The sequence below is a fragment of the Streptomyces tuirus genome, from assembly GCF_014701095.1.
In the GTDB taxonomy this organism is placed as follows: domain Bacteria; phylum Actinomycetota; class Actinomycetes; order Streptomycetales; family Streptomycetaceae; genus Streptomyces; species Streptomyces tuirus.
In genome coordinates this window covers 5,606,162-5,620,633 of sequence record NZ_AP023439.1, presented here as the reverse complement: position 1 = coordinate 5,620,633, position 14,472 = coordinate 5,606,162, and the positions used below count along the sequence as shown (strand labels likewise).

The 14,472-nt window shown below is 69.1% G+C and carries 8 protein-coding genes; all 8 read right to left on the bottom strand.

The window, feature by feature from the left end:
- Positions 1 to 155 precede the first annotated feature (155 nt).
- On the bottom strand, positions 156 to 536 hold the full coding sequence (locus IGS69_RS25860; RefSeq protein WP_030853394.1) for a helix-turn-helix domain-containing protein: 381 nt from the start codon (positions 534 to 536) through the stop codon (positions 156 to 158).
- 109 nt (positions 537 to 645) lie between these two features.
- The gene (locus IGS69_RS25855; protein ID WP_190902879.1) at positions 646 to 1,191 is read right to left on the bottom strand and encodes a CinA family protein; all 546 of its coding nucleotides are present in this window, start codon (positions 1,189 to 1,191) and stop codon (positions 646 to 648) included.
- A complete protein-coding gene (pgsA, locus tag IGS69_RS25850) occupies positions 1,188 to 2,069 on the bottom strand; it encodes a CDP-diacylglycerol--glycerol-3-phosphate 3-phosphatidyltransferase (RefSeq protein ID WP_190902878.1) in 882 nt (293 codons plus the stop codon). Before pgsA ends, IGS69_RS25855 begins: the two co-directional genes overlap by 4 nt.
- Positions 2,066 to 3,565, bottom strand: a complete 1,500-nt coding sequence (rimO, locus tag IGS69_RS25845) for a 30S ribosomal protein S12 methylthiotransferase RimO (RefSeq protein WP_190902877.1) — start codon at positions 3,563 to 3,565, stop codon at positions 2,066 to 2,068. Before rimO ends, pgsA begins: the two co-directional genes overlap by 4 nt.
- Before the next feature lie 93 nt (positions 3,566 to 3,658).
- Entirely contained in the window at positions 3,659 to 4,504 is an 846-nt protein-coding gene (locus IGS69_RS25840; protein ID WP_190902876.1) for a helix-turn-helix domain-containing protein, read from the bottom strand.
- 263 nt (positions 4,505 to 4,767) lie between these two features.
- On the bottom strand, positions 4,768 to 7,536 hold the full coding sequence (locus IGS69_RS25835) for a DNA translocase FtsK (protein WP_190902875.1): 2,769 nt from the start codon (positions 7,534 to 7,536) through the stop codon (positions 4,768 to 4,770).
- Between the two features lie 127 nt (positions 7,537 to 7,663).
- Positions 7,664 to 8,344: a response regulator gene (locus IGS69_RS25830; protein WP_030853408.1), complete on the bottom strand. Its 681-nt coding sequence runs from the start codon at positions 8,342 to 8,344 to the stop codon at positions 7,664 to 7,666.
- Positions 8,345 to 8,651: 307 nt separating this feature from the next.
- Positions 8,652 to 14,123, bottom strand: a complete 5,472-nt coding sequence (locus IGS69_RS25825; RefSeq protein ID WP_190902874.1) for a HAMP domain-containing protein — start codon at positions 14,121 to 14,123, stop codon at positions 8,652 to 8,654.
- Between the last annotated feature and the right edge of the window lie 349 nt (positions 14,124 to 14,472).

The window sequence follows — 14,472 nt, the reverse complement described above, 5'->3', positions numbered from 1 at the left end:
CCGGCAAACGCACAGACATCGGACACGGCACGAGCAAGCGGGGAGAGGGGACGGCGCCGGGTCCCTCGAACATGCGAAAACCCCGGGCGGCACCCTTCCGGATCCTCCGGAGGGGCCCGGCCGGGGCCTCAGTCATGCCGTGTGAGCGCAGAGCCTCACGCGGCGACGACGTCCACTGCTTCGGCAGGCGCCTTGATGGTCACCCGTTCCGGTGGCACACCGGTCACCGAGACGGAGCCCAGCATCGGGCGAACCGCCGTGGGTACAGGCTCGCTGGGGGTGGCCGCGGCAGACTGTGCCAGCTCGGCGAGGGCGAGCTCGTCGCTCACTTCCCGCATGAGCTCGGACATCCGTACGTCCAGCGCGTCGCAGATGGCGGAGAGCAGCTCGGAGGAAGCCTCCTTCTGCCCCCGCTCCACCTCGGAGAGATAGCCGAGTGAGACTCGGGCGGACGAGGAGACTTCGCGCAGAGTACGGCCCTGGCGCTGGCGCTGCCGACGCAGCACGTCACCCAGCAGGCGACGGAGCAGAATCATCGGTGGCTCCCTCCTCGGACCGCGTAGCCGCATCCATTACGCCCCACCGTACCGCCTTGCGCCGCGGCCGTGCGGGGAGCGATGTCGTGTTCACTCAGGGCTGCAAACATCAAAACCCCCCGTTCCGTTCCGTATCCTGTGCCCGCTCATTCCCAGTCTGTTCGCCCGCAAGCTCCTTCAGGAGCAGTGCGAGTACGCTCCGTACACTCTCTCTACGAATTTCCTCGCGGTCGCCGTTCAACCGCAGAGCCTCCACTTTTCCGCCGCCGGCAGAACCGGAATCGGCTCCGACGGGACCGTCCACGGCGACGAAGACCGTGCCGACGGCCTGCCCGTCCTGGGGATCGGGGCCGGCGACACCGGTGGTCGCGATGCCCCAGTCGGTGCCGAGCGCCTTGCGCACACCCACGGCCATCTGGGCCGCGACCTGCGGATCCACTGCTCCGCGCGCCGCCAGCACAGTGGCGTCGACACCGAGCACGTCGCGCTTCAGGTCGCTGGCGTAGGCGGTCACGGAGCCCCGGAAGACCTTGGACGCCCCGGGGACGGATGTAATCTCCGCCGCAACGAGGCCACCGGTCAGCGACTCCGCGACGGCAAGCGTCTCGCCCCTCACCGTGAGTAGTCGCACCACGTCGGAGGCCCTGGAACTCACGCTTCCTTCTCCTCCAACGCGGCCTTGCGCTCGGCGATTCCCTGCCTGCGCAGCACAATGGCCTGTTTCACATAGTCCAGACCGGTCACCACGGTCAGCACGACCGCCGCGGCCATCACCCACCACCTCAGGGTGGCCAGCCACCCCGTCAGCGCCAGCACGTACATACCCACGGCCACGCCCTGGGTGAGGGTCTTCAGCTTGCCTCCGCGGCTGGCGGGGATGACGCCGTACCGGATGACCCAGAAACGCAGCAGGGTGACGCCGAGTTCCCGGCCGAGGATGACGCCGGTCACCCACCAGGGCAGATCGCCGAGCGCGGACAGACAGATGAGCGCCGCCCCCATGATCGCCTTGTCGGCGATGGGGTCGGCGATCTTCCCGAAGTCGGTGACCAGGTTGTATGTGCGCGCCAGGTGACCGTCGAACAGGTCGGTGATCATGGCGATGGCGAAGGCCGCCCAGGCCAGGGCCCGCCAGGCCGGGTCGTAGCCGCCGTCGGCGAGCATCAGTGCGACGAAAGCCGGCACGAGGACCAGCCGGAGCATGGTCAGGAGGTTGGCGATGTTCCAGACACTGGCCTGGTTGACGGCGGCGGCAGCGATCTTCGCGCCCCTCGGGGGCTTCCCGTCGTCCTGTGCGTCCAGTCCGGCGGCCTCTCCGGGGACGGCCCCATCGGCAGCAGCCGCCCCGGCAGTCCCGCCGTGCCGCGCGCCGGACGAGGCGCCGGGCCCCGTTCCGGGCGCTCCGCCGTCGGCCGACCGCGCAGCCGCCGCTCCCGCGGCCTTGCCTGGAGTCGCGGTGGGCGCGGCAGCGGCCGCACCCGCCCTCCTCGCGCCGGAGGAGCCTCCCGCCGCGGATGCCGGGACACCGGTCATCTGCCCGCCTCCTCACTCCACGCAGGCGACGCGAGCGAGCCCTGCAGCGGCTCGGCCACGAGGTCGACACCTTCCGTGCCGACCACCTTCGCCTCGACCATACGGCCGACCCGCAGGCCCGCGCCGCTCGTGAGGAGCACCTGGCCGTCCGTCTCGGGCGCCTGGTGCTCCGCACGGCCGTACACGCCGTCCTCGTCGACGGACTCGACGAGCACCCGCACGCTCTGGCCGACGCGGTCCTCGGCCCGCTGCGAGACGAGTTCCTCGGCCAGTCGCGAGATGTGGGCCAGCCGCTCGGCGACGACGTCCTCGTCGAGCTTGTCGTCGTAGGTCGCCGCCTCGGTGCCCTCCTCGTCGGAGTAGCCGAAGACGCCGATGGCGTCCAGGCGCGCGCCGTTCAGGAACCGCTCCAGCTCGGCGAGGTCGGCCTCGCTCTCGCCGGGGAAGCCGACGATGAAGTTGGAGCGCACACCGGCCTCGGGCGCCTTGCCGCGGATGGTGTCGAGCAGCTCAAGGAACCGGTCGGTGTCGCCGAAGCGGCGCATCGCGCGCAGCACGCCGGGCGCGGAGTGCTGGAAGGACAGGTCGAAGTAGGGCGCGATCTTCGGGGTCGAGGTGAGCACGTCGATGAGGCCGGGCCGCATCTCGGCCGGCTGGAGGTAGCTGACGCGCACCCGCTCGATGCCGTCGACCTCGGCGAGCTCGGGCAGCAGCGACTCCAGCAGGCGGATGTCGCCGAGGTCCTTGCCGTAGGAGGTGTTGTTCTCGGAGACCAGCATGATCTCCTTCACGCCCTGCTCGGCGAGCCAGCGCGTCTCGTTCAGCACGTCGCTCGGGCGGCGGGAGATGAAGGAACCGCGGAAGGAGGGGATGGCGCAGAACGAGCAGCGGCGGTCGCAGCCGGAGGCGAGCTTGACGGAGGCGACCGGGGAGCCGTCGAGGCGGCGGCGCAGGGGTGCGCGCGGGCCGGAGGCCGGAGCGAGGCCCTCCGGAAGGTCCGCCGGCGCGACGGCGGGCTCGGCCGGGCCGTGCCCGGGCAGCGCGACCCCGGCCGACGACTCCTGGCGCTCCGCCGGGCTGATCGGCAGCAGCTTGCGCCGGTCGCGCGGGGTGTGCGAGGCGTGGATTCCGCCGTTGAGGATGGTCTGGAGGCGGTCGGAGATGTCCGAGTAGTCGTCGAAGCCGAGCACGCCGTCGGCCTCGGGGAGGGCCTCGGCGAGTTCCTTGCCGTACCGCTCGGCCATGCAGCCCACCGCCACGACGGCCTGGGTTCTGCCGTGCCCCTTGAGGTCGTTGGCCTCCAGGAGGGCGTCGACGGAGTCCTTCTTGGCGGCTTCGACGAAGCCGCAGGTGTTCACGACGGCGACGTCCGCGTTCTCGGCGTCCTCCACGAGCTGCCAGCCGTCCGCCTCCAAACGGCCTGCGAGCTCCTCCGAGTCCACCTCGTTACGGGCGCAGCCAAGGGTGACCAGTGCGACGGTACGGCGTTCAGGCATGGGCTCAAGACTACTTCGTCCCGCTGACACCCCATGTCGACGGGGTTGGCCGTTTCCCGGCCAACCCCGTATCAACTGGACGTTCCGGTCCGATCACCCGGCTTCGGGGTCGCCCTTCGTGTACGTCAGACGCTCCACGGATCCCGGCTGGAAGTTCTCCTCGATCTTCTTGCCGTTGACGAAGAGGTCGATCGCACCGGCGTCACCGAGGACGAGCTGGACCTTCGAGCTGTCCTGGAAGGTCTTGGTGTCGCCCTGCTTGAGGACACCATCGAAGATCATCCGGCCGTTGTGGTCCTTGGCGGCGATCCAGCTGCGGCCGTCGGCGGCGGCCACCCGGACGGTCACCTTGTCCTGCGGCGCGGCCGCGATGGCGCTGTCGGACGGCTCGGGCTTGGGGTCGGCGGGCTTCTTGGTCTTGGTGGTCGGGGAGGCGGAGTCGCTGGGCGTGGAGCCCTCGGCCACGTTCGCCTCGCTGCCGCCGTCGTCGCCCTGGAACATCGTGAAGCCGACGAAACCGATCACGGCGACGATCGCCGCGACCATGGCAGCGGTCCAGTTGGGGCCGCGCCGCTCCGGACGGATGCGTTCCGCCTCGAAGAGGGGAGCCGCCGGAGTGGGCGCCGGACGGCCGCCGTGCTCGTCGCCGTACTGGGCGAGCAGCGGATCGGGGTCGAGGTGGACGGCCTTGGCCAGGGTCCGGATGTGCCCACGGGCGTAGACGTCCCCGCCGCAGGGGGAGAAGTCGTCCGCCTCGATGGCGTGCACGATGTTCATGCGGACCCGGGTGGCGCTACTGACGTCGTCGACGGTCAGCCCGGCGGCGATACGAGCCTGCTGCAGGGCACGGCCGATGGAGGGGCGGGCTTCCTCGCGGTCTGCTTCGACGTGCTCGTTTTCGAACGGACGCTCGTCTTCAGGGGAGTTGCCGATGGACACGGGGGCGCCTTTCGAGCGTGTAGCCGCCTGTGCTGGAAGTTCAGTCTAGGGGGGTACCAAAAGGGTGGGGCAACCGGGCGGTGTCACTTTGTACGCCATCGGAATGGCCCGACATTCCGATGGTGGGGTCGCTGCGTTTCGCTTCCCTCAACTTGACGTACGTCGAAGGGAAACGGTTGCTCGATGATCCCTTACGGGTGAGTCACGATCCGGACACCCGATTGCCGTAACACGCCGCGAGACGATCACCGTGTCCCGCTTCCCTACTCTTCAGACTCCCCCCGGATCAGGGCGAGCACGCCATCCAGCTCATCAGGCTTCACAAGAACGTCACGAGCCTTCGAACCCTCGCTCGGTCCGACGATGTTCCGGGACTCCATCAGGTCCATCAGCCGGCCGGCCTTGGCGAAGCCGACGCGCAGCTTGCGCTGGAGCATGGACGTCGACCCGAACTGCGTGGAGACGACCAGTTCGGCCGCCTGGCACAGCAGGTCGAGGTCGTCGCCGATGTCCTCGTCGATCTCCTTCTTCTGCTTGGTGCCCACGACGACGTCGTCGCGGAAGACCGGCGTCATCTGATCCTTGCAGTGCCGGACGACGCCCGCGATCTCCTCCTCGGTGACGAAGGCGCCCTGCATACGGGTGGGCTTGTTGGCCCCCATGGGCAGGAACAGCCCGTCGCCCTTGCCGATGAGCTTCTCGGCGCCGGGCTGGTCGAGGATGACCCGCGAGTCGGCCAGCGAGGAGGTGGCGAACGCCAGCCGCGACGGGACGTTCGCCTTGATCAGACCGGTCACGACGTCCACCGACGGCCGCTGCGTGGCGAGCACCAGGTGGATGCCGGCCGCGCGCGCGAGCTGCGTGATGCGCACGATGGCGTCCTCGACGTCCCGCGGCGCGACCATCATCAGGTCGGCGAGCTCGTCGACGATGACCAGCAGGTAGGGGTAGGGCTGGAGCTCGCGCTCGCTACCCTCGGGCGGCGTGACCTTGCCCTCGCGCACGGCCCGGTTGAAGTCGTCGATGTGCCGGTAGCCGTAGGCCGCCAGGTCGTCGTAACGCAGGTCCATCTCGCGGACGACCCACTGGAGCGCCTCGGCGGCCCGCTTGGGGTTGGTGATGATCGGCGTGATCAGGTGCGGGATGCCCTCGTACGCGGTCAGTTCGACCCGCTTGGGGTCGACCAGGATCATCCGCACGTCCTCGGGGGTCGCCCGCATCATGACCGAGGTGATCAGGCAGTTGATGCACGACGACTTGCCGGAACCGGTGGCGCCGGCGACCAGCATGTGCGGCATCTTCGCCAGCGAGTGCATGACGTAGCCGCCCTCGACGTCCTTGCCGAAGGCGACCAGCATCGGGTCGTCGTCCTCGGCGGACTCCGCGAGGCGCAGGACGTCGCCGAGGTTGACCATCTCCCGGTCGGTGTTGGGGATCTCGATGCCGACGGCGGACTTGCCCGGGATCGGGCTGATGATCCGCACGTCCGGGCTGGCGACGGCGTAGGCGATGTTCTTGGTCAGCGCGGTGATCCGCTCGACCTTCACGGCGGGGCCCAGCTCGACCTCGTAGCGCGTGACCGTCGGCCCCCGGGTGAAGCCGGTGACGGCGGCGTCCACCTTGAACTCGGTGAAGACCGTCGTCAGTGACTCGACGATGAGGTCGTTGGCGGCGCTGCGGGACTTGCCCGGGCCGCCGCGCTCCAGCAGGTCGAGCGAGGGAAGGGAGTACGTGATGTCGCCGGACAGCTGGAGCTGCTCCGCGCGCGGGGGCAGGTCGCGGGGCTCGGCGGGCGGGGACTTGGTGAGGTCGCGGACACCGGGCTTCGGCTTGGGCTGTTCGGGCGCGTCCTGCCCGGGCCTGGCCTGCTTGAGCTTGTCCTGCTTGAGCTTTTCCTGCTGTGGCCGGGCGGACGGGACGGGTGTCGGTGTGGTCGCCTCCTGGTCGCCCACGCGTACGCCCTGGGTGAGGTCGGCGACGATCGGGGAGGGCGGCATCCCGTGCAGCACGGCACCGTCGAGGGCCGCGGCAGCCGCCGCCGCGACGTCCACGGCGTCCCTGCGCCGGTCCATGTCGGGCTGCGGCACCGCCGAGCGGCGAGGGCGGCCGCGGCGCCGGGTGAGCGCCTCCTCCTCGGCACTGTCCGGGTCGTACGCCTCGGGCGCCGGCGCACGCCTGCCGCGCGGGCGCGCGGGCAGCGCCTCGCGCCACTGCTCCTCGTAGCGCTCGTCGTCCTCGGCGAAACCGAACTCGTCCTCGGCGGGGTCGCGCAGGATCCCGAGCCGCACCCCGAGCATCCGCAGCCGCTGCGGGATGGCGTTGACCGGCGTGGCCGTGACCACGAGCAGCCCGAAGACCGTCAGCAGCACCAGCAGCGGCACGGCGAGCACGTCACCCATGGCGTACGACAGCGGGGTCGCCATGCCCCAGCCGATGAGGCCGCCGGCGTCCCTTATGGCCTGCATGCCGTCACCGCGCGCGGGTGAGCCGCACGCGATGTGGACCTGGCCGAGCACGCCGATGACGAGCGCGGACAGACCGATGACGATGCGTCCGTTGGCCTCGGGCTTCTCCGGGTGGCGGATGAACCGCACGGCGATGACGGCGAGCAGTATCGGCACGAGCAGGTCGAGCCGGCCGAAGGCGCCGGTCACCAGGATCTCGACGAGGTCGCCCACGGGACCCTTCAGGTCGGCCCAGGTGCCGGCGGCGACGATCAGGCCGATGCCGAGCAGCAGCAGGGCGACACCGTCCTTGCGGTGGGCCGGGTCGAGGTTCTTGGCGCCTTGCCCTATGCCGCGGAAGACGGCACCGACCGCGTGCGCCACGCCGAGCCAGACGGCGCGCACCAGCCGGTAGATGCCACCGGTGGGGCTGGGTGCCGGTCTGGGCGCGACCTTCTTGGCCGCGGCCTTCCTGGCGGGCGCCTTCTTCGCGGGAGCCTTCTTGGCGGCGGCCTTCTTCGCCGGAGCCTTCGCGGCCGCCTTCTTCGGGGGCGGCGGCTTCTTGGCTGCGGAGGGACGTGAGGCCATGGGTGTGAGGTTACCGGTGGAGACGACAGGGGACACGCGTGTCCACGGCTTCACCCGTTCGTGTCGCTTCGGGAGAGGCATGAAACTGACGCGTGCTCACGGACGGGCAATCCCGCCTGTCTGTGGGTCAGTTCTGCGAGGACACCGAGGACGTACTCCCGGTGCCCGGCTCCAGCGCGTCCAGCGCCCGCCGCAACCCCGTGAGCTTGCGCTCCAGATGAGCCGCCGTGGCCACCGCGGCGGCGTCCGTCGACTCGTCGTTGAGCTGCTTGGTCAGTGCCTCGGCCTGCTCCTCGACGGCCGCGAGCCGCGCGGAGAGCTCCGCGAGCAGCCCGGCCGACTCCTTGGCCTCGCCGCCCGCGTCCTTGCCGTTGCCCTCCAACTGGAGCCGCAGCAGCGACGCCTGCTCCCGGAGCTGGCAGTTCTTCATGTACAGCTCGACGAAGACGGAGACCTTCGCGCGCAGCACCCACGGGTCGAACGGCTTGGAGATGTAGTCCACCGCGCCCGCCGCGTAACCCCGGAAGGTGTGGTGCGGGCCGTGGTTGATCGCCGTGAGGAAGATGATCGGGATGTCCCGGGTCCGCTCGCGGCGCTTGATGTGCGCGGCCGTCTCGAAGCCGTCCATGCCCGGCATCTGGACGTCCAGCAGGATGACCGCGAAGTCGTCCGTGAGCAGCGCTTTGAGCGCTTCCTCCCCGGACGATGCCCGCACCAGCGTCTGATCGAGCGCAGAGAGGATCGCCTCCAGCGCCAGCAGATTCTCCGGCCGGTCATCGACCAGGAGGATCTTGGCCTTCTGCACCATGGCCCGCCCTCCTCGCCCCGGCGTGGGGCCTCCCCTGTCCGCAGGACCTGTGGACGCACCGGTGGGTGCCGCCCCAGGGGACGACTCCCTGGCGTCGCCCGTCCTTGTGCCGGTCATCGTAGCCGCACCCCGCCCGTCGCCACACCCTGTCACCGTGATGTCACTGTGCACATAGCAGAAACGCAGCAGGAGACCAGAAGGTTCCCCAGATCCTGTACTTCTACACGACTATGCGCACATCGAGTCGGCAACTCCGCGTGAACACCGAACCTTCCCGTCATGGTCGCGCAACTGGCCAACGTTCCCCTCATTCCCCTCGCATCCACTGATCCATCACCGACAGCAGGTGATCGGGGTCGACCGGCTTGGTCACGTAGTCGGAAGCGCCCGACTCGATCGCCTTCTCACGGTCGCCCTTCATCGCCTTCGCGGTCAGCGCGATGATCGGCAGCCCGGCGAACTGCGGCATCCTGCGGATCGCCGTGGTCGTCGCGTACCCGTCCATCTCGGGCATCATGATGTCCATCAGCACGACCGCCACGTCGTCGTGCTGCTCCAGGACCTCGATCCCCTCACGGCCGTTCTCGGCGTACAGCACGGACAGGCCGTGCTGCTCCAGGACGCTGGTCAGGGCGAAGACGTTGCGAATGTCGTCGTCCACGATCAGGACCTTCTGGCCGCCGAACCGGATGCCGCGGGTCGGCCGCGGCGCCGGCTGCTGCTCGGCCGGCGTCCACTGCTCCAGCTGCGCGGGGCGCGGCGGCAGCTCGGGCATCCTGCGGCGCCGCCGGAAGAGGGCGGCGGGCCCGTTCTGCGTCTCGCGGTACGACGTCACCTCGGCCGGCGTCTCGACCTCCGCGTCCGACAGCGCGGCCGGGTCGGACGCCGACGCCACCAGGTCGCCGGCCTCCAGGCTGGGCAGCTGCTGCTGGTAGCCCTGCGGCGGCAGTTCGCTCGGGTGCAGCGGCAGGTACAGCGTGAACGTCGAGCCACGGCCGGGCTCGCTCTGCGCGAAGATCTCACCGCCGAGGAGCTGCGCGATCTCCCGCGAGATGGACAGCCCGAGACCCGTACCGCCGTACTTGCGGCTGGTGGTGCCGTCGGCCTGCTTGAACGCCTCGAAGATCACCCGCATCTTGCTGGCCGCGATACCGATCCCGGTGTCGGTCACGGAGAACGCGATCAGCTCGGCGTCCGGATCGGTCAGCGACCCGGTCTCCAGCAACTGCTCCCGGATCCTCTGCGGCACGTCGTCCCGCGCCGGCCTGATGACCAGCTCCACCGACCCCGAGTCGGTGAACTTCACCGCGTTGGACAGCAGGTTGCGTAGCACCTGCAGCAGCCGCTGCTCGTCGGTGTGCAGCGTCGCGGGCAGCTCCGGCGAGACCCGCACCGACAGGTCCAGGCCCTTCTCCGCGGTCAGCGGCCGGAAGGTGGCCTCCACGTAGTCCACGAGCTGGACGAGCGCGATCCGCGTCGGGGAGACGTCCATCTTGCCCGCCTCGACCTTCGACAGGTCGAGGATGTCGTTGATGAGCTGGAGCAGGTCCGACCCGGCCCCGTGGATCGTCTCGGCGAACTCGACCTGCTTCGGGGAGAGGTTCCCCTCGGCGTTGTCGGCGAGCAGCTTGGCCAGGATCAGCAGCGAGTTGAGCGGCGTACGCAGCTCGTGCGACATGTTCGCGAGGAACTCGCTCTTGTAGCGCATCGACACCGCGAGCTGCTCGGCGCGCTCCTCCAGGACCTGCCGCGCCTCCTCGATCTCGGTGTTCTTCACCTCGATGTCGCGGTTCTGCTGGGCCAGCAGCTCGGCCTTCTCCTCCAGTTCGGCGTTGGACGCCTGGAGGGCCTTCTGCCGCTGCTCCAACTCCGCCGAGCGCTCCCGCAGTTGCTCGGTCAGCTCCTGCGACTGCGCCAGCAGCAGCTCGGTCTTGGTGTTGACGGAGATGGTGTTGACGCTCGTCGCGATCATCTCGGCGATCTGGTTGAGGAAGTCCTTCTGGATCTGCGTGAACGGCGTGAAGGACGCCAGCTCGATGACGCCGAGCACACTGCCCTCGAACAGCACCGGCAGCACGATCACCTGCGCGGGCGGCGCCTCACCGAGCCCCGAGGAGATCCTCAGGTAGCCGCTCGGCGCGTTCTCCACCAGGATCGTGCGCTTCTCCTCGGCAGCCGTCCCGACCAGCGCCTCACCCGGCTGGAACGACGTCGGCATGGAGCCCATCGAGTAGCCGTAGCTGCCGAGCATCCGCAGCTCGTACTGGTCTTCGTCGGTCGCGCTGATGTCCTCGCCGTCGACGAGCGGCATCGCCACGAAGAACGCCCCGTGCTGCGCGGAGACCACCGGCGTCAGCTCACTCATGATCAGCGAGGCCACGTCCTCCAGGTCGCGGCGGCCCTGCATCAGCGCCGAGATCCGGGCCAGGTTGCCCTTGAGCCAGTCCTGCTCCTTGTTGGCGATGGTGGTGTCGCGCAGGTTGGCGATCATCTTGTTGATGTAGTCCTGGAGTTCCTGGATCTCCCCGGACGCGTCCACGTCGATCTTCAGGTTCAGATCGCCGCGGGTCACCGCGGTCGCCACGCGCGCGATGGCACGCACCTGCCGGGTGAGGTTCCCGGCCATCTCGTTCACCGACTCGGTCAGGTCCCGCCAGGTGCCGTCCACGTCACGCACGCGTGCCTGGCCGCCGAGCTGCCCCTCCGTGCCCACCTCGCGGGCGACCCGGGTGACCTCCTCCGCGAACGACGACAGCTGGTCGACCATCGTGTTGATGGTCGTCTTGAGCTCCAGGATCTCGCCGCGCGCATCGATGTCGATCTTCTTCGTCAGGTCACCCTTGGCGATGGCCGTGGTCACCATGGCGATGTTGCGCACCTGACCGGTCAGGTTGGACGCCATCTGGTTCACGGACTCGGTGAGGTCCTTCCACGTGCCGGCCACACCGGGCACGTGCGCCTGACCGCCGAGGATGCCGTCCGTGCCCACCTCACGGGCCACCTTGGTGACCTGCTCGGCGAACGAACTCAGCGTCTTCACCATCGTGTTGATGGTGTCGGCGAGCTGCGCGACCTCACCGCGCGCCTCGATCGTGACCTGCCGCGTCAGGTCACCGTTGGCGACCGCCGCCGAGACCTGGGAGATGTTCCGCACCTGAGTGGTGAGGTTCTTCGCCATCAGGTTGACGTTGTCGCTCAGGTCCTTCCAGATGCCCGTGACACCCGGCACGTGCGCCTGGCCGCCCAGGATGCCCTCGGTACCCACCTCACGGGCCACCCGGGTCACCTGCTCGGCGAAGGACGACAGCTGGTCCACCATCGTGTTGACGGTCGTGACCAGCTCGAGGATCTCGCCCTTGGCGTCGACGGTGATCTTCTTCGAAAGATCGCCCCGGGCCACCGCGGTCGTGACCTCGGCGATGTTGCGCACCTGAATGGTCAGGTTGTTCGCCATGCCGTTCACCGACTGGGTGAGGTCCTTCCAGGTGCCGGAGACACCCTGCACCTCGGCCTGACCGCCCAGGATGCCTTCCGTACCCACCTCACGGGCCACACGCGTGACCTCTTCGGCGAAGGACGACAGCTGGTCCACCATCGTGTTCAGGGTGTTCTTCAGCTCCAGGATCTCCCCGCGCGCGTCCACGGTGATCTTCTGGGACAGGTCACCCCGGGCCACCGCCGTGGCCACCTGGGCGATGTTGCGCACCTGACCGGTCAGGTTGGACGCCATGCCGTTCACGGAGTCCGTCAGGTCACGCCACACACCGGCCACGCCCGGCACCTGCGCCTGACCGCCCAGCCGGCCGTCCGTACCCACCTCACGCGCGACCCGCGTCACCTGGTCGGCGAAGGCCGAGAGCTGGTCGACCATCGTGTTGATGGTGTTCTTCAGCTCCAGGATCTCGCCGCGCGCGTCGACGTCGATCTTCTGCGACAGGTCGCCCCGGGCCACGGCCGTCGTCACCTGGGCGATGTTGCGCACCTGGGACGTGAGGTTCCCGGCCATCGAGTTGACGGAGTCGGTGAGCTCCTTCCAGGTGCCCGAGACACCGTCCACCCGGGCCTGCCCGCCCAGACGGCCCTCCGTGCCCACGTCCCGGGCCATCCGCGTCACCTGGTCGGCGAAGCTCGACAGCTGGTCCACCATCGTGTTCACGGTGTTCTTCAGCTTGAGCATCTCGCCGGAGACGTCGACGGTGACCTTCTGCGAGAGGTCGCCGTTCGCCACCGCCGTCGTCACCTGGGCGATGTTCCTCACCTGACCGGTGAGGTTCCGGAACGCCGTGTTGACGGAGTCCGTCAGGTCCTTCCACGTGCCCGCCGCGCCGGGCACCTGCGCCTGGCCGCCCAGCTCACCCTCGACGCCGATCTCCCGCGCCACACGCGTCACTTCGGCACCGAAGGCGGACAGCTGATCGACCATCGTGTTGACGGTGTTCTTCAGCTCCAGCATCTCGCCGGCCACGTCCACCGTGACCTTCTGCGACAGATCACCATTGGCCACCGCCGTCGTCACCGCGGCGATGTCCCGCACCTGGGTGGTCAGATTCCGGAACACTGTGTTCACCGAATCGGTGAGGTCCTTCCACGTCCCCGCCGCACCCGGCACGTTCGCCTGACCACCGAGCTGCCCCTCGGCCCCGACCTCGTTGGCCACGCGCGTGACCTCGTCCGCGAAGATCCGCAGCGTCTCGGTCATCTGGTTGATCGTGTCGGCGAGCTGCGCGACCTCTCCGCGCGCGGGCACGGTCACCTTGCGCGACAGGTCACCGTTGGCGACCGCGGTCGTCACCTCCGCGATCCCGCGCACCTGGGCCGTGAGGTTCCCGGCCATGGTGTTCACCGAATCGGTGAGTTCCTTCCACACACCGGCGACGCCCGGCACCTGCGCCTGACCGCCCAGCGCGCCCTCGGTGCCCACCTCACGGGCCACACGCGTGACCTCGGAGGAGAACGCGGAGAGCTGGTCGACCATCGTGTTGACGGTGTTCTTCAGCTCCAGCATCTCGCCGGCCACCTGGACCGTGACCTTCCGCGACAGATCACCCTTGGCGACCGCCGTCGTCACCAGCGCGATGTCCCTCACCTGGGCGGTCAGCCGGTTCGCCATCGTGTTGACGGAGTCCGTCAGGTCCCGCCACGAACCCGACATGCCCCGCACCCGGGCCTGCCCGCCCAGCTTGCCCTCGGTGCCCACCTCACTGGCCACACGCGTGACCTCGTCGGTGAACGTCGACAGCTGGTCGACCAGGTTGTTGACGGTCCGCCCGACCTTCAGGAACTCGCCGCGCAGCGGCTGACTGTTCCCGTCCGCCCCATGGGTCCGCAGCTCCATCCGCGGCGACAGATCACCCTCCGCCACCGCGGACAGCACCCGGCCGACCTCGGACACCGGCCGCACCAGGTCGTCCACCAGGGCGTTCGAGTTGTCGATCGCCGTCGCCCAGGAGCCCTCACAGGCACCCGTCTCGAGTCGCTCGGTGAGCTTGCCCTCGCGGCCCACCATCCGCCGCACCCGCGACAGCTCACCCGTCAGATGCAGATTGCGGTCGGCCACCTCGTTGAAGACCGCCGCGATCTCTGCCATCACGCCGTCGCCGGACACCGTCAACCGCTTGCGGAAGTTCCCGTCCCGCATCGAAACCAAGGCCGCCATGAGCCGGTTCAGGGCCGCCGTGTCCACCTCGGTCGTGCCACCACGCACCTTGCCCTGGTTGATCGGGGACTGTCCGCCTTTCGCGCGCGCCTTCTTGCCACGCGTCGCTGCGCCAGACTCCACTGTGTCCCTCCCGCAGGGGTCGACCGTCACTGCTGTGCTCCGGTACCTCGCTCGGCGTACCAGTTACTACTGCGTATTCTCTGCCCTGCATATCAGGCCGTCTCCAGGGGGCTGCTGCCCAAGGCCGGCGTCGGGCACACAGCCTGCCCGGACCTTCACAGGAAGCTTGCCCAGTGTTTCACCCTGCCCGAACCAGGCCATAACAGTTCGGCAGCTTCGCACATCGTCCGCACACCCTCCGGACGGAAACACTGCAGACCGGCATCCGCATGGACCGCGAAGGTAAGTAACCTTGCATCCGGCTGTCCAGCCGCGCCGGTCCGTCCGGCCTGGGCGGTGGCACGAAGAC